This window comes from Streptomyces sp. NPDC005878, from assembly GCF_040629815.1.
In the GTDB taxonomy this organism is placed as follows: Bacteria; Actinomycetota; Actinomycetes; order Streptomycetales; family Streptomycetaceae; genus Streptomyces.
Map to the genome: position 1 here is coordinate 96,156 of NZ_JBEXWK010000016.1, position 19,920 is coordinate 116,075.

Genomic DNA, 19,920 nt, shown 5'->3' on the forward strand with positions numbered 1-19,920 from the left:
GCAGGGCGCGGATCACGGCATGGCCTCCAGGGCGTCCCGCAGTCTGCGCAGCAGGGCCTCGTCCGAGGGCCGGGTCGCCTCGGCGGACGCGCGGGCGATCCAGTGGGGCACGGTCTTTGGGGGCGCGGGCGCGAGGGGTGTCTCGACCGCGCCGAGCGCGGCGAGCCTGCGTACGTCCACGAGGGTGTGGAAGGCGGGGCGGCCCAGCAGCCGGGCGATGGAGCCCGGGGTGCGCGCGCCGTCCGCCACCGCGAGCAGGGCCCGCTGGCGGACGGTGACCGGCAGCCCGGGGCGGTCCGGTACGGGCACGACGGGCGCGGTGTCCACCTCCGGATGGGGCCAGATCCGGTCGAGCAGCTCTCTGCGGCGGGTCGCCTCCCGGGCCAGGGTCTGGGCCGGGACCGGCCGCACCGGGCCGATCCAGTGCAGGGCGCCGTAGCGGAACCGGGTGGGGCCCTTGCCGGGGGCGAGGGCGAAGAACGCGGCGTCGTGGAGCGCGCCGAGGTGGCACAGCTCCAGTTCACCCCCGCTGACCTGGCCGCTGTCGACGAGGAAGCGCCCGACCGCACCGCGCGCGCCCGCCTGGTCCACCGCCCGCCGCCAGGCCTCGGCGCCTATGCGGCCGCTCGCGGTGAGCAGGACGTCGAGGCTGGGTGCCGCGGGGCTCTCGGCGTGCACCACCTTCCCGTCCACGAGGTAGAGCGTGCCGGTGTCGCGCAGCAGGGCGCCGGTGGCCCGCTCGGCCACCAGCCGTACCAGCATGGGCGAGACGGGCACGCGGTCGCGGGCCTCGCCGGTGGGTGTCATCCCAGGACCAGCCGGTGTGCGAGATCGCGCAGGCGCAGCCGGGCCATGGCGAGGTTGCCCTGTTCGCGGTCGAGCCAGAGGTAGAGGAAGAGACTGCTGTCGAAGGTCGTCTCGACGAACCGCAGGAGGTGGTAGCCGGTGTGGGAGGTGACCAGGACGTCCTCGACCGGCAGGGGCCCGTCGGGCTCCGCCTCGTCCGCGACGAACGCGGGGTGCTCGGCCGCCGTGCGGGCGAACTCGGCGGCCTCGGCGGCCGTCGTCTCGTGGTCACCACAGGGCGAGTCACCGATGGTTCCCAGGGCCAGCCCGCTGGTCCAGTCGACCACGGCGGCCCCCCGCACACCGGGTAACCCCATGGTTTCCAGCAGGCACTCGTCGATTCCCAGCACGCGCGACTTCCTCCCCTGACGCCGCCGTGGACGGACACCGCGCCTGGTTCCCGGCGCGGCCTTGAGGTGACGAAAGGTTACGCAGCGTGTAGCCCACCAGGGGAAGTTCTGGCATTTTCCGGCGGAACATGCGCGCGGTTGGCTAAGGTGCCCGCCGCTCGCGAGACGGCGACGGTGAGGGCTGGGGGCGGCAAGGTTGCCCGGGGAACACGCCGTTGTCACCTCGCCATATCCGTGTGGTGCTCTCGCCTTTGCCTTCCGTATACCGGCCAAGGTTATCTCCCGAGGCCGCACGGAGAATTAACTGAAATGATGAACGGATTTCCCTCGTCACGGGTGTTCGTGATCCCGTGGGGAATCCTTCTCCGCCGCGTTCTCGTGGCCGATAACTCACCCGTGGAGCTGATCCAATTGGCGCTTGCCGGGGGCGTCCTGACAGAGTGCGCGGCAGAGCGACATTCCCGAAAGTCCACGAGAGAGAAGGAGGAGGGTAAGCCATGAAGGCAGCCCGCCTATTGGCTTCTATCGGCATTGCCACCCTGTCCGTGGCCGGTCTCACCCTCACCGCCGCGGCCCCGGCGAACGCGTCGTCGCATGTGACGTGCCAGATCGGAAAAGGTGATTCCTTCACCACCGTCGGTATCCAGTGCAACCGACAACTTCCTTCCGACAGGCCCACCACGATCACCCTGCGGGATCAGACCGGCCGCCAGACCTGGTGGTGTCTGAACGATCCCCCGGTGTACTTCTTCGTCAGCCCGGCCAGCACCCTCGCCCAGCAGCTGAAGGCGGAAGAGGGAAACACGTACGTCGGAACGCACTGCACGCGACTGAGCTAGCTCTCACCGACATCAGCCCCCGGTCGCGTCCGCGCGCCGCCGACCGGTGCGGGCGAACTCGGTGAGCGAGCCGGCGCCGCCCGGGCCGGAGCCGGGCCCTGGCGGAACCCGCCTCTCCCGCGCGGAACATGCCCCCCCACTCGGCGCCGCCGCCCCCGGCAACCCGCAGCGCCTGACCCCACGGGTGCCCCGTTGCCCTGCCGGTGAACGGTCAGGCGTCCACGGGCCGCCAGGCTGGGCCGGTTCCGTCCTGCCGGACGCGGCCGAACACCACGTCCGCGAAGTGGACGCCGAAGCCGATCGTGTCGGGTTCGGCCAGCTCGGCGACGAGCCGGCGGCGATGGCCTGCGGTCAGGGCCTGGTCGTGGTCGAAGCCCGAGGACCACTCGGGGTGGTCGATCTGGATCGGCGAGTGCACCGCGTCTCCGAAGGCGATCAGCCGCCGCCCGCCCCCGGTGATGACGTACTCGGCGTGCCCGACCGTGTGACCGGGGGTGATCCGCACCCGTACGCCGGGGAAGATTTCCTGCCCGTCCGCCACCGTGCGCACGCGTGGGGCGAGGGTGGCGACCTCCGCGCTCATGCCCTGTTCCGCCAGCAGGTCGCGCCCGGCCCACTCCGCCTCGGAGATGAGGTGGTCGGCGTGGGCGAACAGGAGCTCTCGCGTGCCGGGGGCGGTGTGGCAGGCCCAGCCGAGGTGGTCGGCGTGGAGGTGTGTGAAGGCCACCGCCTCGATGTCCGCCGGGGTACGGCCGAGGGCGGCCAGACTGTCCGGGAGCGCGCCTCCCCGGATGGCGCCGAGCGGGCCCTCCGGCGCCTCCAGCATCCGCGGGCCGAAGCCGGTGTCGATCAGCAGCGCGCGGTCACCGTGCTCGACCAGCAGGCCGCCCACGCTGCCCACGAGGTGGCCGGTGGCGTCCAGGTACTCCGGGTGCGCGGCCCACACCTCGTCGGTGGAGTCCTTGAGCAGGGCCAGGGGCCGCAGGCGCACCTCGCCGTCCGGGAGGTACGACACCTTCGTGTCGCCCAGCCGCAGCGAGCGGATCGCCGAAGGCCGCCGCAGTCGTATGCCCTGCTCAGCCGTCAAGTCGGCCATGAGTTCTCTCCCCTGAGTCGTCGTCGGGCCGCCGGGTGCGCCGCGGCGGCGACGCCCACCATAAGCATCAAGTTCGAATCATTCAAGCTATAATTATGTTGTCTTGATGGACTTGGTAGGGTGGGGGTATGACGACACCCCCCGATCAGCAGGCCATCGCGGAGCGACAGCTGTGCGGCCTGGTGAACGGGCTGGCCCAGCGGATCGCCGAGCATGTACGGGAGCGTGCCGCCGCGCTGGGGCTCACCGCGTCCCAGGCGACCGCCCTCCGGGAGATGAGCGGGCCGATGACCATGCGCGAGCTCGCCGAGCGGATGAGCTGCGAGCCCTCCAACACCACGTTCGTCGTCGACAAGCTGGAGAAGCAGGGCCTCATCGAGCGCCATCCGCACCCCACCGACCGGCGCGCCAAGCACCTCGTCCTCACCGACGAGGGCACCGCGCTGCGCGGGCGCCTCCTGGGCCTCCTGGCCGTGGGTTCCCCCCTGTCCGGCCTCACCGCGCAGGAGCAGGGTGTGCTGCGCGGTCTGCTGGAACAGGCCATCACCGCCCGCTGACGGCGCCGTCGCGGTGACCGGCTCTCCCGGGGCGGCGGGCCGGATCTCCGCCCGCCGGGGGGGAGTCCGCAGGACCGCGGGCGGAATGCCGCGCGGCTGCCGCCGATGCCGTGCACCGGTGACAGCCGCGTCGGTGTGTGCCCTCCCGTCCGCCCGGTGTCACGCGGGCGCAGGGGCGGGCTACTTGCTGATGGCGAAGCGCATCAGGGCGTGCTCGTCGCCCTGCTTTATCTTCCCCGTCACGTTGATGACTTCGAGCTTCCAGCCGGCGCCGACCCGTACGGCCTTGGCGACGGCGCAGCCGTTGTCCTGGGTGAGCAGGCTCGGCCAGATGTCGGCGACCTGCTGGGAGCTGCCGCCGCTCGCGTCGTAGACCTTGAAACTGATGTTGCGGGCCTTCTGGAACGAACTGCCCTTCTTGAACGCGGCGGCGACGAACACGATCGACGTGATCTGGTCGGGTACGCGCGCGAACTCGACGGTGACGGTCTCGTCGTCACCGTCCCCGCGCCCGGTCTGGTTGTCGCCGCTGTGCACCAGGGAGCCGTTGCCCATGGGGTCGAGGGAGTCGAGGCCCGCCAGGCGCACCGGGTCCGCGCCCTGCATGGCGACGGCGATCAGGTCGAGGTCCGTGCCGGACTTGCGGCGGAGCAGGCCGACCACCCCACCGCTGCTGCCGGCCGTGGGGTCCCAGGACACCCCGATGGACAGGTGGGTCACCCCGTCCAGGTCCGCCGGGCCGGAGTCCTTCGTCAGTGTGATCATGCGTGGCTCATCCTCTTCGGTAACGGACTACAACACGCAAAGTGTGCCTAACGCCCTGATGAGGGCGAGTGGGTGGGTCCCGGTGAACGTGATGGACCGCCGCCGGGCGGGCCTTGGGGGAGGGGTGGGGTGTGCCGCCGGACATGTCCGTGCCGGTCGCGGGGGAGACCCCGCGACCGGCATCAGGGTGGGGTGGCGCGGCGGGCACGGCCGCCCGGTGTCACTCGGCCGCGGCGATCCAGCTCCGCAACTGCTCGGTGGTGGTGGAGGGATCCGCGACGAGCACGGCGAGCTCGTCGTCCGGCGAGCCGAGGGTGGTGATGGCCGGGCACCGGTGGCAGGCGTCCACTCCCGTCTGGTTCCACCACTTGCAGTGCGGCCGCAGATGGCACCGCGGCACGGCCGCGGTGGCGTCGGGCGAGGGCAGGGTCTGGATGCGCTGGATCAGGCCGCAGTCGTCACCGACCCGGTTCGCGCAGCCGGACACGCAGTGCGAGGCGAACCGGAGCACCCGGTGGGGCGCGATGCCCTCGGGGACGGTGGGCAGGACCTGAGCGGCCGGCACCGGCTCCGACAGGTAGACGACCTGGCCGTTCTCCCCCGACCGGACACCCAGAACGACGGATTCCGGCCGGTGGGCCTCTCCGCTGGGGCACCAAGTGACGTGCTCTTCCCCCGGCTTGTCCACGGTGCGCTCCCGCCCGCCGCTCAGGCGCCGGCGGTGTCGGCGCCGTCGGGGCTGGTGAAGAAGACGCCCAGGATGGGCCCGCCGGTGTTGCCGCCGCTCGCCTGCTCGGCGGCGACCGCCTTGTCCAGGTGTGCGGTGAGGTGCTGGGCGTCGATGCGCTGGGCCGCGTTGGCGGTGCCCGTGGCGGCGAGGAGCCCGGTGAGGAGCGCCGCGGTGGTGGCGGCTGCCCGTACGGTGTGGTTCATGTCGTCCCTCCCTGAACGGTGTCGTCACGACTGACAGAGGCGACCGTATGCACCAACTCCCGTTCGGGGAAGCTGTTTTGGTGCGTAACTTTCCGCCACCGCGAGGAGGTCACACGGCGGCGGGGTGGCTTTTGGGGGCGGTCCGGGCGGACGGTCACCCCTCGCGGCGTGCCGCCCGCCACTCCCGTACGGCCTCGTCCACGTCGATCGGCTTGCGGCCCAACGGGGGTCCCGGCGGCGGCTGCCTGAGCATGGCCGTGATCTTGTCGTTGACCGGCTCCAGCAGTGCCCGTACGGCTCGCTCGGACGGTGCCTTCGCCACCGCGGCCAGCACGTCCTCGATCTCCTTGCGGAGCGCCAGCGCCGGCGGCAGCATCGCCGTGACGCCCTCACGGGCCATCTTCTGGCGGATCCACCACATCTCGTCGTACGGCTGCGAGGCGTCGGGCAGGGGTTTGCCGAAGCCCGGCAGTCCGGTGAACTCGCCGCGTTCCTGGGCCTCCCGGATCTGCCGGTCCACCCACGACTCGACGCTCATTCCCGCCGGCTTGCGCTCTGTCATCGGGTCACTCTCCTCTGTCGCGGGGAGCGGCGCGGCGGCCGTCCGGGGATCGGCGCGGCCGGCCGGTGCGCTCCCGCCGGGAACGGGCATCGACACCCTCAACCCTAGCCGGGCGGCACCCCGCACGTCCTTGGCGGCCCCACGCCATGATCCGGGCGCCGGGGGTGGGCCGCAGGGTTTCAGTGGGTCTTCCCGGCGGGGTGGCGCGCCGCCGGCCGGCAACGGTGCGCCATGGGCGTGATACGGGAGAATCACCGCATGGTGATCTCCGCGCGCGCCCTCAACCGTGCCACCCTCGCCCGGCAGTTGCTGCTCCGGCGCGAGCCGCTCGGCGCCGTGGAGGCGCTGCGCCGGGTGGTCGCCCTCCAGGCGCAGCAGCCCGCGTCGCCGTACATCGCGCTGTGGAACCGGCTGCGGGACTTCGACCCGGCTCAGCTCGACGAGGCGCTGGACAAACGCCGTATCGTCAAAGCGACGCTCATGCGGCTCACCCTGCACGCGGTCCTCGCCGAGGACTACCAGGGCTTTCGAGCGGCGATGGAGCCGACGCTGCGCTCCTCGCGGCTCGGCGACGCGCGTTTTCGCACCAGTGGGCTGACCGCCGAGGACGCAGACGCGTTGCTCGCGGACCTGCTCGCCCACACCCGACAGCCGCGCACGAGCGCCGAGTTGGGAGCATGGTTCGAGAAGCGGCTCGGCCGGCCGCTGGAGACCGGGGCCCAGCGCATGCTCCGGCAGTACGCCCCGCTGTGGCACGCGCCCACGGGCGGACCCTGGGCGTTCACCCACCGGCTCTCGTACGTCACGGCGGCGCGGCGGCCCGCCCTGGGGGAGCCGGCGGCGGCCGACGAGGGGCTGCGGACGCTGATCCTGCGCTACCTGGCGGGCTTCGGCCCGGCGTCGACGGCCGACATGGCGCAGTTCGCGCTGGTCCAGCGGCCCCGGGTCAGGGCGGCGGTGAAGGAACTCGGGGACGAGCTGGAGCAGCTGGAGGGCCCGGACGGCACCGTGCTCCACGACCTCCCGGGCGCGCCCAGGCCCGACGAGGACACGCCCGCCCCGCCCAGGCTGATGGCGATGTGGGACAGCGTGCTGCTGGCCCACGCCGACCGCGCTCGCGTCATTCCGCCCGCCTACCGCAAGCACGTGACCCGGGTGAACGGCGACGTGCTGCCCACCCTGCTGGTCGACGGCCGGGTCGTCGGCGTGTGGCGCGCCACCGGGGACGGCATCGAAGCCGGTGCCTTCCACCCGCTGCCCCCGCACGTCTGGCAGGAACTGGCGGCCGAGGCCCGCTCCCTGCTCGCCCTCCTCACCGCCCGCGACCCGCGTGCCTACGCCCGTTACGACCACTGGTGGGCCAAGGGGATGCCCGTGGCCGAGACCCGGCTGCTCCCGGGGGACTGAACCGGCGCCCGCGCACACCGGCGGGCGCCGAGGGTCCCATCAGGGGGTGCACGCCTCCAGCGCTCCGGGCCTCTCCTGCTCCAGCGCGTCGGCCAGTTCCGTCCGGCGCCGTATCCGCAACTTGCGGTAGACGCTGGTCAGATGGGTCTCCACGGTACGGCGTGCCAGATGCAGCAGATCGGCGATCTCGGGGTTGCTCAGACCGTCGGCGGCCAGTTCGGCGATACGGCGCTCACTGCCGGTCAGCGCCGCCGGGCCGGTGCGCATCACCGCGGGGCCACGCGCCCCGCTCTGGCGCAGGGCCTGACCGGCCTGGGTGACCATGCCCACGGCGCCCCGGCCCTCGGCGAGCTCGGCTGCCTCGCGCAGGCAGTCGCGGGCATGGCCGCGTTCGCCCGCCGCGTGGAGCTGGCGGCCCTGCGCGAGCAGCGCCCGCACCAGCTCCATGCCCGAGTCGGCGGTCGCCCCCCGCAGGGTCGCCACCGCCTCCTGGGCCAGCTCAAGGCCCCGCCGGCCCCCCGTCGCCGCACCCAGCACCCGCAGGGCGCGGCCCACCGTGCGCGGGGTGTTCCACACCCGGGCCAGCCGCAGCTCCTCCGCCGCCAGGGCCAGCGCGTCGCGGCCGCCGCCCAGCGCCAGCCGGCACTGCGCCGCCGCCGTACGCCACGGGGTGACGACCGGGCTGAGCACACCGCGCGCGGACTGGCGGCGGCCGCATTCGAGGAAGTCGTGCAGCGCGCCCGCCAGGTCGCCGGTGGTGGCCCGCAGCGCGCCCCGCGCGTAGAGGAACCGGTTGCCCTCGAAGCTCTTCGCCGGCCCGCGCAGATCGAACGCGGCGGCGAACCGCCGGCCCTCCTCGAAGCGGCCGGTGTGCACGAGCGCCAGCAGGGCGTTGGCGTCCCGGTTGGACGGGACGGGGCGGAGCTCCTTGGGACGCTCCACCACACTCGCGTCGTAGTGGGCGGCGAGCAGATGGCCGGCGTCGCCCCGGGCCGCGGCGATGTCGGCGCGGGTGTTGAGGAGCAGGTGCCGCATCGGATGCAGCAGCATGGGCTGCTGGGCGGCCAGGCCGTGGTCGACGAGCCGGTCGGCCTCGTCGAGTTCGTCGGCCCACTGCGCCACCGCCGCGGCCGTCCCCAGCAGGAAGGGTTCGGCGAGCGGGTCGGTGGGCTGGGCGAGCAGGTCCCGTATCCGGGCCATCGCCTCCTGGGCGGAGATCGCCGCGGCCGTCGCGGCATACCGCACGAGCAGGGCCTGCCCGGCGGTGCCGACCAGTTCGGGGGAGTACTGCGCCGCCTCGCACAGCCGCCGGTGGATCCGCTGCCGCGCCTCGGTGTCCCCGTCGCCCAGCAGCGCGGTCGCGGTCCGTACCGTACGCGCCAGGTCCGGGTGGGCGGAGAGCTGTCCCTCGGTGTGGAGCAGGACCTCCAGGGCGGTGGGGATCTCGCCGCGGCTCACCAGGGCGGTGCCCAGGGCGACGGCGGTACGCACCCGGTCGCGCGGCTCGGCCGTCAGATGGTGTGCCTCGGCCAGACGGGCGATGGCCGCCGGTGCGTCGGCCGAGGCGTAGTGCAGGGACCCCAGTTCGGTGAGCACGCGCCGTCGCAGGGTGTCGGGCAGCGGCTCGTCCAGGGTGCGGCGCAGATAGGCGATGGCGTCGGCGGGCCGGGCGTCGTGCACGGCGACGGTCACCGCGTCGCGCAGGACGCGCACCGCCCAGGGCAGACCGCCGGCGGGCACCCGCAGCAGGTGCCGGGCGACGGCCTCGGCCCGTGCACCGCCGCGGAGCATCGCCCGCGCCGCGGCCCGGTGCGCCGCCTGCCGGTGTGCCTCGGGCCAGCCGCTGAGCACCGCGTCGCGCAGCAGCGGGTGCGCGTAGCGGGGACGGCCGGTGGCGTCGGGGCGCAGCAGGCCGAGCCGGGTCGTCGCGGCGATCCACCCCGTGATCCTGGCGGGGTCCGCGCCGGTGGCCTCGGCCAGGAGCCGCACCGGGTCGCCCTGCCCGTCCGGGTCGTCCACGCCGGGTTCGTCCGGCGGCCACGCCTCCTCCAGCGCCGCCAGGCAGCGGGCCACGTGGGCCGTGGCGGGACCGGCACTGTGCAGCCACCAGGCAACGGCCGCCGGATAGGAGCCGGGATACAGGGCGGCGCAGGTCTCGGGCAGCGGCGGCGGCCCGTCGCCCCCCGGGGGCTCCGCGCCCAGGTCGTCGAGGAGGGCGTGCAGCAACAGCGGGCTGCCCGCCGCGGCGCGCGCACAGGCCGCCCGCCACGCCGGGTTCGCCGAGGGAAAGGCCTGCTGGACCAGGTCGGCCGCCGCGGCGTCGCCGAGCGGGGCGAGGGTGTGGGCGTGGACGAGCGAGGGCGACAGGGTCCGGGTGAGCCCGCCGGGCCCGGGGTCGATGTCGTACTGGCTGCGTTCGGTGGCCACCACCAGGACCCCGGACTGGTCACCGCGCCGGGCCAGTTCGCGCAGCCAGCGGCAGGAGGCGTCGTCGGCGAGGTGGACGTCGTCCACGGCGAGCAGGAGCGGCCCCTCGGCCGCGTACGAGCGGAGCGTCCGCCACAGCCGGGCCGCCCGGGCGTGCTCGTCCCCGCCGGGCAGCGGATCGGGTAACTCGGCTTCCGGCGCGAGGAGTTGGCGCACGGCTGCGAAGGGTAACGCCGTGTGCTCGGACGAGCAGCGCACCCGCAGCACCCGCAGACCGGCCTTCGTGGCGTACGCACCGGCGGCCTCCAGCACGGCGGTACGGCCGGTGCCCGTGGCGCCGCGCAGCACCACGAGCCCGCCGGCACCGGAGCGTGCGCGTTCGACCGCCGCGCCGATCAGCCCCCGGGCGCGGTCGCGTTCGCGGAGTGGTCCGCTCATCGGGGCCTCCTGACATCGGTGCTTCCCCCACCCGTCAGACGGGCGGAACGCGACGAAGGTGGGGGTGAGATCGATCACGCGGGGGCAGGGACATGGCCCCGAAGTCCCGTTCGCGGGGGGTCGTAAGGCCCTCTCGTGGTGGTCTCGTGGTGTGCCTCGTGGTGCTCCACGATTGCGCGCGCCGTCGCCCCCGAAGAAGGGTGAAGACAGTTGACCAGTGCCGGACGTCCTCGTACGGCACGCTCGTGAACAGGGGAGACGGTTGCTGAACTCACCCGGGACCGCCACGATGTCCGATACCGCGCAGACGCGTTCCGTCCGCCGACGGGTCCCGGTGGCCGTCACCGCACCGGACCCCATCAGCCGTGAGGGAGCCGTCAGCCAACTGCGCCGCCACCCCGAGATCGAGCTGCGCGAGGAGACCGGCCCCGGCACGGTCTCCCTGTTCGTCGAGAACACGCTCGACGAGGCCGCGCTGACCCGGCTGCGCCGGATCGTGCGCAGCGAGGGAGCGCGGGCCGTGGTGGTCGTCGACACCCTCCGCGAGGCGGAGCTGCTGGACGTCGTCGGCTGCGGCATCGGCGCCATCGTCTGGCGGCACGAGGCCACCGCCCACCGGCTCGTCCAGGCGGTCCTGGCCGCCTCGCGCGGCGACGGCGACCTGCCCGCGGACCTGCTCGGACGGCTCATCAGCCAGGTGGGCACCCTGCACCGGGGCACCGAGGGCCGCCCGGGTGCCCCCTCGATGGGCCTCGTACCGCGCGAGGTGGACGTGCTGCGGCTGCTCGCCGACGGGCTCGACACGGGCGAGATCGCCGGCAAGCTCTCGTACTCCGAACGCACCGTCAAGAACGTCATCCACGCCCTCACCACCCGTCTGCATCTGCGCAACCGCGCGCATGCCGTGGCCTATGCCCTGCGCGAGGGCTACATCTGACCGAGCGGGCCCACCACGGCCGCCCTCGATGGCCCGACGGGGCGACGGTCCGGCTGCACGGCCCGCGGGGCTCCCCGCCGCAGTCGTCCGAACGCTCCCACCGGGGCACCCCGTGGCCGCCGCCCGCGCGGCCCGCGCCGCCACACCACCCGAGGACCCCAGGTGAACGCCCCGTACGCCGAGACAGACGGCCCGCACGGCTATACCGGCCTCTGGAACCAGGCGACGTCCCAGTACCGGCCGAACTTCCGCCCGACTTCCCGGTACACCCCGACGGGCTGGAAGCCGAAGCGCAGATGGAGCCGGCGCGACGCCTCGTTGGGCAGCGCTATCCCGGCGAGCACCTGGCGTACGTCCTCGCCCTCCAGCATCTCGAGGAGCGCCGCGTACAGCAGGCTGCCGACACCGCGCCCCACCTGCTCGGGTGCCACGTAGACGCTGGTCTCCACCGAGGTCGAGTACGCCGGTTTCGGACGGAACGGGCTGCTCGTCGCGTAGCCGAGGACCTTGCCGCCCTCCTCGGCGACCAGGAGCCGGTGCGGGCCGTGGCCGGGGTGGGAGGCAAGCCACGGGCGGCGCTGCTCGACGGTGAACGGTTCGACGTCGAAGGTGATCGGGGTCTCGACGACGTAGTGGTTGTAGATACGGGTCAGTTCCTCCAGGTCGTCCTCGACGCCCGCGCGGATCCGTGTCGGGGAGGCGGCCGCCCCGTTCACCCTGCTGCTCATCCGCCGACCATAGTCAGCGCGGGTTTCACGGTTGTTTCGCTCGTCCGAGGTCATGTGTCCGTCCCGTCCCGGGGGCCTGAGGGGCGGGTCCCGTCAGCGGGCCGGCGCGAGGAGTCCGTCGACCGTGCGGCGGACCCGGGAGACGGCATCGGCCTCGCCCAGACGCAGCGCGAGGTTGGTGGCGTGGAGCACCGCGTCGATCTGAAATGCCGTCAAATCAGGTTCGCAGGGAGCGATTTCGCCGGTTTCGACGGCGTGGCGCAGCTCGCCCGCGAGGAGGGCCTGCCAGGCGCGCCGGTGGAGCGACAGGACGTCGCGGACGCTCCCGGGCCGGTCGTCGAACTCCGGCAGGTTGGCGGCCCAGAAGCAGCCGCCGGCGAAGAGGGGCGCCTCGGCGTAGACGATCCAGTGTTCCGTGAGCGCGCGCAGCCGGGCGGCACCCGGCGGGGCGCCGCGGGCGGGATCGACGACCGCCTCGGTGAACGCCTGACGGGCCGCCTCCGCGACCGCGAGTTGCAGGTTCTCCTTGGTCTTGAAGAGGGTCTGCACTCCGCTCTTGCTCAGCCCCAGGTCGGTCGCCAGCCGGCCGATGCTGAGGCCTTCGAGCCCCTCCTGGGACGCCACGTCGACGCCATGGCGGGCGATCCTGCGCCGGGTCCGGGCGCCGCGAAGGAGGCGCTGGTCCACCACCGCCTCCTCGCTCGCGCCGAGAGAAGAAGCGGGTGGTTCCTGGGAAGGCCGACGCCCCGTGTGCTCGCTCATCCGCCTCATCCTCTCACTCTCTTGCTTTAAGTGCACGACCGGTCGTACGTTTTGTTTGACCGGAGGTGACGTCTGTTCGCCCGCAGTTGAAGCCGGCTCGCCCGAGTCGGCGTTTCCCAAGGAGGCACCCGTGCAGGACCACCACAAGTCCCCGCCGGCGCACACGTCGACCGTCATGGAGAGCGGCCGCCCCCTGACCGTGGATCCACGGGTGAAGGACGTCGGGAACCTCCGCACGGCCCACCTGTTCGACATGGTCGTGGACCTCGAACCGCGTCTGCCCATCGGCGACGGCCCGTTCGGCCGCCGGGTCCTCTTCGGTTCGGCGGGCGGCACCTTCGCGGGCCCCGGGCTGCGCGGCGAGGTCCTGCCCGGGGGAGGGGACTGGGCGCTGTTCGGTCCGGACGCGACGATGCGTCTCGACGTACGCCTGACCCTGCGCACCCACGACGGCGCGCTCCTGTATCTGACCTACGGAGGCCGCTGGGCCACCCCGCCCGATCTGCGCGACGCCATGGCGGACCCCGCCGAGCGGCACCGCGTCCATCCCGCCCGCTACTACTTCCGCACCACCCCCCTCTTCGAGACGGGGTCCGAGGCCTACGCGTGGCTCAACGACACGGTCTGCGTCGGGTCGGGCTACCTGGTCGAGGGAGGCATCGCCTACAAGGTCTTCCGGGTCCTGTGAGGCGACGTCGGCGCCGCGCTCACCCCCGTCGCGGCTCGGGCCTCGTCGACGGGGCCCACCACTCGATGAGCAGCATGGTGGCGTCGTCGCGCAAGTCGTTCTCCCCGCTGTCGAGGATGGAGTGGATGAGGCGCCGCAGCGTCTCCGCGGCGAGTTCGCCCGCCGCGGTGGCGAGGATGATGGAATCGGTGAAGCGGTCGATGCCGAACTCCCCGCCCCCCGCGGTGCGCGCCTCCGTGACGCCGTCGGTGTAGAACAGCACGCGGTCGCCGGGCTCCAGGGTGATCTCGTGGACGGCTCGGGGCTCGGTGCTGAACCTGGCGGGCAGGCCCATGGGCGGCTGGGGTGTCCGTTCGAGGGCACCGTCGACGACCCGCCCGTCCCGGATGAGCAGGGGCGGCGGATGCCCGCAGTTGCACCAGCTGAACACGCCCGTGGCGAGGTCGAGCTGGGTGAGGATGCCGGTGCAGTACTTGTCGGGCAGCCACTGGCCGAGCGCCTGGTCGATGGTCTCGACGAGGTCGAGCAGCCCCGCCCCGGCCCGCCGCGCGTTGCGGCAGCCGGCCAGCGCGACCGAGGTCGTCAGCCCCGAGGCGAGGTCGTGGCCCATGGCGTCGAGGATCGCGGCGTGGAGGGTGGACTGGGTGAGGGAGTGATCGAAGGCGTCACCGCCGATCTCGTACGCCGGTTCGAGTACGGCGGTGGAGACGACATGGGTGTTGCCGATGGTGCGCGGGGCGAGGAAGGCGCGGAGCATCTCCGCGGGCAGTTGCATGCGCTCGGCCCGCGCCTTACGGACGAAGCTGTCGCTGTAGGCGCGCTTGGAGGTGATGGCCATCGCCACGACCTGGGTCAGGATCCGGCAGCGCCGCAGCCGCAGGGCGTCCACGGAACGCGTCCGTACGCCCAGGACCCCGAGCCGTTCGGAGCCGTCCACGACGGGCAGCCACAGGCACAGGACTCCGGTCTCCACGTCCTCCATCCGCAGGGACACCGTCCGGTAGCACCAGCCGGCGATGGACGTGTCGATGTCCAGCGTCGCGACCCCCTCGGTGAGCGGGACGAGCCGGCGCTGCTGAAGATCGGTCAGGTAGATGACGACCTCGCCCAGGCCATACGCCTCCGCGCACCGGTTCACCAGCGTCGGCAGGTCCATCGGCGGCGCGGCGTGCGCCTGGGCGAGCAGCTCCTCCAGCAGGCGCTCGCCGCATTCGGGGTTCTCGGCGCCATCCCTGCCCATGGGCGACCACCTCCTCTTTCCGGCAGTCTCACACCCCCTCCCGCATCCCGCCCGGCGCGATCCGCCCCGTGGGGCCACCCGGAGGAGCGGACCCGCGCAGGGAGGCGCTTCACCCGGCCGCCGCGTCGCGTGGCGACCGGCCGCCCGCGCGCGTCAGCCCGCCTCGCCGCGCGAAGGGGTGATGACGGCGAACGTGCCGCCCTGGGGGTCCCGCACGACCGCCATCCGGCCGGTGCTCATGTCGAAGGGGGGCTTGCGGACGGCGCCGCCGGCACGGACGACGGCTTCGGCGACGCGGTCGGTGCCGTCGACGGCGAAGTACGTCAGCCAGTGCGAGGGCGTGCCCTCGGGGAGCTTGTCGAGCCCCTGCATTCCGGCGACGGTCCGCTCGTCCACCTGGATGGCGGAGTATCCCGGCTCGCCCTCCATCGGGGTCCTGGTGACGCCCAGGACGCGGGAGTAGAAGCGCGACGCCGCGTCGGGGTCGCTCGTGTTCAGCTCGTTCCAGATGAACGCACCGGGTTCGTTGACGATCCCCGCGCCGGAGAAGTCCCGGGCCTGCCACAGCCCGAACGCCGCGCCCGTGGGGTCGGTGGCCGTCACCACCCGGCCGAGCGTGCGGACGTCCGTGCCGGGGCCGACCACGGTGCCGCCGCTCTCGATGATCGTCTTCTCGCTCGCGTCGACGTCGGAGACGGCGAAGTAGGTGGTCCACACGCTCCGGTGGGCGGGCCCGCCGTCGGGGGATATCGCGGTGGCGATACCGGCGACGGGTTTCCCCTTCAGGGTGCAGATGGCGTATCCGCCGCTCTCCTGCGTCCCCGTCTCGCACTCCCAGCCGAAGACGTCACGGTAGAAGTCGAGCGCCGCCCGCTGGTCGGGCACCACGAGGTCGACCCAGCAGGGAGTCCCGTGCGGATAGGGGCTGTTGGCAAACGGCATGGGCGGTCTCCCCGTGGTGGATGGTCGGCGCGGTCGCCGCTCCGGGCATCCAGTGACCTCTCCAGCCCCACGGCACCCAAAACCGGAAACGGACCTCAACACGGCCCCGGTGGCCCCAACTCACCGTGGGTACGGGGAAACCAGGTGTCCTGGCAGGCGCGGCGGCGCGATCATGGCGCGGACAGCGACACACCACCCGGAAGGAACACCCCATGCCCGTGCCCGCCGACCCCACCGTCCTCCACCCCCTGCCCGGGCAGCCGCGTGTGGTGCTGCTCAAGCCCCTGGTGACGTCCCCGCTGATCGAGGTGGGGGAGTACACGTACTACGACGACCCGGAGCACGCGACCGCGTTCGAGACGCGGAACGTGCTCTACCACTACGGCCCGGAGAAGCTGATCATCGGCAGGTTCTGCGCGCTGGGCACCGGCGTCCGGTTCCTCATGAACGGCGCCAACCACCGGATGGACGGCCCCTCGACCTTCCCCTTCCCCACCCTGGGCGGCTCCTGGTCGGACCATTTCGACCTGCTGACGGGCCTGCCGAACCGCGGGGACACGGTCGTCGGCCACGACGTCTGGTTCGGCTACGACACGAAGGTGATGCCCGGAGTGAGGATCGGCCACGGCGCGATCATCGCCTCCGGCGCCGTGGTCACCGCGGACGTACCGGACTACGGCATCGTCGCCGGAAACCCCGCCCGCCTCGTCCGTACCCGCTACAGCGAGCGGGACGTCGCCCGGCTGCTGGCGGTGGCCTGGTGGGACTGGCCCGCGGAGCACATCACCGAGCACGTACGCACGATCATGTCGGGCGGCATCGCCGAACTGGAAGCCGCTGCTCCCCGGACGCCCGGCGCGGAGCAGGACCGCTGAGGGGGAGGCGGTTGCATGTGATCCACTTGCCGGGGTGGGATGGGGTTCATGACGATGCCTCGGACTCTCTATCTGTTCTGCTCGGCGGCGCCTCCGGTCTTCGATGTGGCCGGGGTCGTCGAGGCCGCCCAGGCCGACGGCTGGGACGTCTGCCTCGGGCTGACGCCGACCGCCGCCCGCTGGCTGGAGGGCAGCCTGGACGGGCTGGCGGTGCTGACCGGGCATCCGGTGCGCTTCGACTACGGCCGGCCCGGCGAGCCGGAGGTGTGGCCGGCGGCCGACGCCGTCCTGTTCGCGCCGGCCACCTTCAATTCGGTGAACGCCTGGGCCCTCGGGCTGACGAACAGTTTTGTCATCGGGGTCGCCGCGGAGGCCGTGGGGAGGGGGATCCCGACCGTGGCGATGCCCTGTGTCAACGCCGCGTATGAGCGCCACCCCGCGTTCGAGCGCTCGGTGGAGACCCTGCGCGGGGCGGGCGTGAGCGTGCTCCACGGCGAGGAAGCGTTCCTTCCGCATCAGCCGGGCGAGGGGCAGCCGGAGGCATACCCCTGGCATGTCGCTCTTATGGCTGCCGCCCGCGTCCTCACGCCGTAAGGCGAAAGGATCATCTTCTCCGCCGGTCGGCGCTTGCCGGGGCCCCGGCAAGCCGCCCCGGGGCCGATCACCGCGCCACTCCGCCCCGGCAAAGCACCCGCTCCGCTCCGATAGCATGATCGAACGGCGGTCGCCCTCAACGCCCGTCCTTCACCGGAGAAACGCAGTCCGGCACGAAGGGCGACCGGTCAACGGAAAATCTCACACATCGGCCGAATAATTGAACTCGATAATACCGCGGGTGCTTTCGCGAATAAACTTCAGAATGGACGTCGCCGCGCTGCGCCGGCCCCGGGCAAAACTGTGGGCTGCCGTGGCCGTGGTGACCCTCGGGTTTTTCGTGGCACTGGAGATCACCGCGCATCATTACGGCATGTCCGGGCCGATCAGCGGCCAGGTGCCGGAGCTCATCTTCGCCCCCAAGTCGGGGCCGCTCCTGTATGCCGGCATGGCACTGATGATGGTGGTGCTCACCTGGCGGCAACGGTTCATCGCCGCCGGTGTCGCGGTCGGTATCGACGCCGTCTTCATGACGGTGCGCTGGGTCGTCGATGCCAAGATGGCCTTCGGAAACGGTCCGCTGTGGGTGATTCTGGTCTATGCCGTCATCGCCGTCACGCGCCGCACCGGCAAGGAACGGCTCCTTCTGCTGAAGGGTGTCGGGCTCGGCATGCTGCTCGTGGTCGGTCACAAGACCGGCGACACCTGGCTGCTCATCACCTCCAAGACCCGGCCCAACGTGCTCGATCAGTACGTCGTGACCGCCGACCACGCGCTGGGCAACCCCTCCTGGGTGGCGGGCCGGATCGTCGAGGCCGGCGGCCCCGTCGGCTCCCATGTCCTGCACTTCGTCTACGGCCAGCTACCGCTCGCGGCGGCCCTCTTCGCGCTGTACCAACTGCGCAACGTGGCCTCCGAACGACGCTTCCCCAGCCACCACCTGGTGCGCACCTTCCTGGTCGTCGGCCTGGTCGGACCGGCCGTCTACATGCTCTTCCCCGTGGTCGGACCCGTCTTCACCTACGGCGACGGCGCCTTCGGCACCGGCGGCGGCCCCTGGGCCCTGGCCCAGATGTGGCCGGACACGGTGCCCTCCCTCAGCGCTCCGCACCCGTTCCCGTACGACGAGATCACGCCGCGCAACTGCATGCCCAGCCTGCACACGGCATGGGCCACCACGATCTTCATCCATTCCCGCAGCGCCCCGCGGATCGGGCGCGTCGCCGGAACGTTCTGGCTGGTCGCCACCCTCAGTGCGACGCTGGGATTCGGATATCACTACGGCGCGGATCTCCTCGCCGGCGTCGTGTTCGCCGTCACGATCGAAGCGGCGATGCGCTCGTTCGACCGGGGCTGGGACCGGTCGGGAATCCAGCTGGTGCTTTACGGGGCGGTCATCTTCACCGCGCTGCTGCTTTCGTACCGCTATCTGCCGCTGGAAATGGCCCACCACCCGCTCGTGTTCGCACCGCTGCTCCTTCTGACGACGGGCTCCGTCATTTACGGATACGTACGGACCACCAAGCGGTGGAAGACGGAAACGGCACGTTCCGGAAAGCCGGAATGGGAAACGCAGCCCGAAATGGTCTGAGCCGCCAGGGAAATGCGGGACAAAGGGGCCGGCTGCCTCACACCTTGGGGATCTCCTCCCGCTGGGCCTTGCGGCGCAGGGCCTCCTCGTCCGTGTCCGCGTCGTAGGTGACCAGCTTCGGCAGGACGGCCGACAGCAGGGCCACGGACGCCAGACAGGCCAGGCCCCCGGACCAGAAGGCGGACCGGGTGCCCGTCCACCCGGCCATCCCGCCCGCCCGGACCTGGCCCAGCTGCGGCCCGACGCTGTAGGAGAGCACCTCTATGCCCGCCAGCCGTCCCCGCAGATGCTCGGGGATCGTCTGGTTCCAGATCGTGGAGCGGCCCAGACCGCTCAGCATGTCGCCGGCGCCCGCCGCGGCCAGGCAGAGCAGCACCAGCCAGATGTTCGAGAACCACCCGGCCGCCGCGATCGCCAGCCCCCATCCGGCCGCCCCGAAGACCACCAGCAGCCCGTGCCGCCGTACCCGCGAGGTCCACCCGCTGGTCAGGCTGACCAGCACGGAACCGGCCGACCCGGCGGCGTACATCAGGCCGAGGGCCCATGGCGCGTCCAGCTCGTCCGCCAGGAACGGGAAGATCGTGTTCGGGAACGCGAAGAACATCGCCGCCAGGTCGACGGCGTACGTCCCCAGCAGCACCGGCCGCGACCAGGCATAGCGGGCGCCCTCCGCGATACCGCGCAGGGACGGCTTGTCGGCCCCCTGGGCGGGCGGGGCGGGGGAGAGGCGCAGGCACAGCAGGGCCGAGCCGAGGAAACCGGCCGCCATCAGGGCGTACGCCGTGCCGTGACCCGCGTACGCCACCACCAGCCCGGCGGCCGCCGGGCCCGCGATCATGCCGATCTGCCAGCGGACCGCGTTCAGCGCGGCGGCGGCCGTCTGCTGCTCGTGCGGCACGATCCGCGCCAGCAGCGAGTCCAGCGCGGGCCGCTGGAGCCCGGCCAGGGCCGAGACGCCCGCCGCGACCACGTACAGCGGCCACAGCCGCGGGGTCGCCAGGACGGCGTTGCCCAGCAGCAGCACCGCCAGCACGGCCAGCCCCGCCTCGGTCGCCAGGATCACCTTGCGGCGGTCCACGGCGTCGGCGAGCGCTCCGCCGTAGAGCCCGAACACCACCAGCGGCACCAGCTCGACCAGACCCATCGCACCCACCGCGAGCGGCGAGCCGGTGAGCTCCTTGATCTGGAGCGGCAGCGCGATCATCGCCATCGAACTGGCGAGGATCGCGACGATGCCCTGGACCCAGAGCAGCCGGAAGTCGGCGGAGGACCGCCACGGGGACAGGTCCGGCAGCATGCCGGCCAGACGGGAGCGGGGGGTGGGGGATGCCGTGGTGGTCACG

Annotated in this window: 21 protein-coding genes; 8 read left to right on the forward strand and 13 right to left on the reverse strand. The window is 72.5% G+C overall.

Features of this window, described 5'->3' with window-relative positions:
- Nucleotides 1–12: 12 nt before the first annotated feature.
- A complete protein-coding gene (locus ABZ404_RS23100) occupies nt 13–807 on the reverse strand; it encodes a transcriptional regulator (protein ID WP_358836461.1) in 795 nt (264 codons plus the stop codon).
- On the reverse strand, nt 804–1,196 hold the full coding sequence (locus ABZ404_RS23105; protein ID WP_358836460.1) for a hypothetical protein: 393 nt from the start codon (nt 1,194–1,196) through the stop codon (nt 804–806). Before ABZ404_RS23105 ends, ABZ404_RS23100 begins: the two co-directional genes overlap by 4 nt.
- A 497-nt stretch (nt 1,197–1,693) precedes the next feature.
- Between ABZ404_RS23105 and ABZ404_RS23110 the strand changes: the two genes are divergently transcribed.
- On the forward strand, nt 1,694–2,035 hold the full coding sequence (locus ABZ404_RS23110; RefSeq protein WP_358836459.1) for a hypothetical protein: 342 nt from the start codon (nt 1,694–1,696) through the stop codon (nt 2,033–2,035).
- A 211-nt stretch (nt 2,036–2,246) separates the two neighbouring features.
- Here ABZ404_RS23110 and ABZ404_RS23115 read toward each other — a convergent pair whose 3' ends face one another.
- A complete protein-coding gene (locus ABZ404_RS23115; protein ID WP_358836458.1) occupies nt 2,247–3,131 on the reverse strand; it encodes an MBL fold metallo-hydrolase in 885 nt (294 codons plus the stop codon).
- Between the two features lie 128 nt (nt 3,132–3,259).
- Between ABZ404_RS23115 and ABZ404_RS23120 the strand changes: the two genes are divergently transcribed.
- Nucleotides 3,260–3,688, forward strand: a complete 429-nt coding sequence (locus ABZ404_RS23120) for a MarR family transcriptional regulator (RefSeq protein ID WP_358836457.1) — start codon at nt 3,260–3,262, stop codon at nt 3,686–3,688.
- Nucleotides 3,689–3,868: 180 nt separating this feature from the next.
- On the opposite strand, the gene ABZ404_RS23125 is transcribed toward ABZ404_RS23120, so the two are convergent.
- The 4 genes from ABZ404_RS23125 to ABZ404_RS23140 all read right to left on the reverse strand — a co-directional run bounded on the left by ABZ404_RS23125 (nt 3,869) and on the right by ABZ404_RS23140 (nt 5,948).
- Entirely contained in the window at nt 3,869–4,453 is a 585-nt protein-coding gene (locus tag ABZ404_RS23125; RefSeq protein WP_358836456.1) for a TerD family protein, read from the reverse strand.
- A gap of 220 nt (nt 4,454–4,673) precedes the next feature.
- A complete protein-coding gene (locus ABZ404_RS23130) occupies nt 4,674–5,141 on the reverse strand; it encodes a hypothetical protein (RefSeq protein WP_358837647.1) in 468 nt (155 codons plus the stop codon).
- Between the two features lie 20 nt (nt 5,142–5,161).
- Nucleotides 5,162–5,386, reverse strand: coding sequence for a hypothetical protein (locus ABZ404_RS23135; protein WP_358837648.1), 225 nt, complete (start codon nt 5,384–5,386; stop codon nt 5,162–5,164).
- Nucleotides 5,387–5,540: 154 nt separating this feature from the next.
- On the reverse strand, nt 5,541–5,948 hold the full coding sequence (locus tag ABZ404_RS23140) for a DUF1992 domain-containing protein (RefSeq protein WP_358837649.1): 408 nt from the start codon (nt 5,946–5,948) through the stop codon (nt 5,541–5,543).
- 258 nt (nt 5,949–6,206) lie between these two features.
- Here ABZ404_RS23140 and ABZ404_RS23145 point away from each other — a divergent pair, with 258 nt between their 5' ends.
- Nucleotides 6,207–7,355: a winged helix DNA-binding domain-containing protein gene (locus tag ABZ404_RS23145; RefSeq protein ID WP_358837650.1), complete on the forward strand. Its 1,149-nt coding sequence runs from the start codon at nt 6,207–6,209 to the stop codon at nt 7,353–7,355.
- A 39-nt stretch (nt 7,356–7,394) separates the two neighbouring features.
- Here ABZ404_RS23145 and ABZ404_RS23150 read toward each other — a convergent pair whose 3' ends face one another.
- Nucleotides 7,395–10,220: an AAA family ATPase gene (locus ABZ404_RS23150; RefSeq protein WP_358990792.1), complete on the reverse strand. Its 2,826-nt coding sequence runs from the start codon at nt 10,218–10,220 to the stop codon at nt 7,395–7,397.
- A gap of 289 nt (nt 10,221–10,509) precedes the next feature.
- On the opposite strand from ABZ404_RS23150, the gene ABZ404_RS23155 reads away from it, so the two are divergent.
- Nucleotides 10,510–11,157, forward strand: a complete 648-nt coding sequence (locus tag ABZ404_RS23155) for a LuxR C-terminal-related transcriptional regulator (protein WP_358837330.1) — start codon at nt 10,510–10,512, stop codon at nt 11,155–11,157.
- Nucleotides 11,158–11,357: 200 nt separating this feature from the next.
- Here ABZ404_RS23155 and ABZ404_RS23160 read toward each other — a convergent pair whose 3' ends face one another.
- Together ABZ404_RS23160 and ABZ404_RS23165 are read right to left on the reverse strand one after the other, a co-directional pair.
- The gene (locus ABZ404_RS23160) at nt 11,358–11,885 is read right to left on the reverse strand and encodes an N-acetyltransferase family protein (protein ID WP_358837329.1); all 528 of its coding nucleotides are present in this window, start codon (nt 11,883–11,885) and stop codon (nt 11,358–11,360) included.
- Nucleotides 11,886–11,978: 93 nt separating this feature from the next.
- Nucleotides 11,979–12,647, reverse strand: coding sequence for a TetR/AcrR family transcriptional regulator (locus tag ABZ404_RS23165; RefSeq protein WP_358837328.1), 669 nt, complete (start codon nt 12,645–12,647; stop codon nt 11,979–11,981).
- Nucleotides 12,648–12,777: 130 nt separating this feature from the next.
- Between ABZ404_RS23165 and ABZ404_RS23170 the strand changes: the two genes are divergently transcribed.
- Entirely contained in the window at nt 12,778–13,335 is a 558-nt protein-coding gene (locus ABZ404_RS23170; RefSeq protein ID WP_358837327.1) for a DUF3237 domain-containing protein, read from the forward strand.
- A gap of 19 nt (nt 13,336–13,354) precedes the next feature.
- Here ABZ404_RS23170 and ABZ404_RS23175 read toward each other — a convergent pair whose 3' ends face one another.
- Entirely contained in the window at nt 13,355–14,575 is a 1,221-nt protein-coding gene (locus ABZ404_RS23175; RefSeq protein ID WP_358990795.1) for a PP2C family protein-serine/threonine phosphatase, read from the reverse strand.
- A 153-nt stretch (nt 14,576–14,728) separates the two neighbouring features.
- Nucleotides 14,729–15,517 carry a VOC family protein gene (locus ABZ404_RS23180; RefSeq protein ID WP_358837202.1) on the reverse strand — a complete coding sequence of 263 codons (789 nt, stop codon included), beginning with the start codon at nt 15,515–15,517 and terminating at the stop codon, nt 14,729–14,731.
- 212 nt (nt 15,518–15,729) lie between these two features.
- Between ABZ404_RS23180 and ABZ404_RS23185 the strand changes: the two genes are divergently transcribed.
- From ABZ404_RS23185 to ABZ404_RS23195, 3 genes are all read left to right on the forward strand, one after another.
- Nucleotides 15,730–16,392 (forward strand): CatB-related O-acetyltransferase, encoded by a 663-nt coding sequence (locus tag ABZ404_RS23185; protein ID WP_358837203.1) that lies wholly within the window; start codon nt 15,730–15,732, stop codon nt 16,390–16,392.
- 48 nt (nt 16,393–16,440) lie between these two features.
- Entirely contained in the window at nt 16,441–16,986 is a 546-nt protein-coding gene (locus ABZ404_RS23190; protein ID WP_358837204.1) for a flavoprotein, read from the forward strand.
- Nucleotides 16,987–17,251: 265 nt separating this feature from the next.
- Entirely contained in the window at nt 17,252–18,577 is a 1,326-nt protein-coding gene (locus ABZ404_RS23195) for a phosphatase PAP2 family protein (RefSeq protein WP_358837205.1), read from the forward strand.
- 37 nt (nt 18,578–18,614) lie between these two features.
- On the opposite strand, the gene ABZ404_RS23200 is transcribed toward ABZ404_RS23195, so the two are convergent.
- Nucleotides 18,615–19,874, reverse strand: coding sequence for an MFS transporter (locus ABZ404_RS23200; RefSeq protein ID WP_358837207.1), 1,260 nt, complete (start codon nt 19,872–19,874; stop codon nt 18,615–18,617).
- Nucleotides 19,875–19,920: the final 46 nt, after the last annotated feature.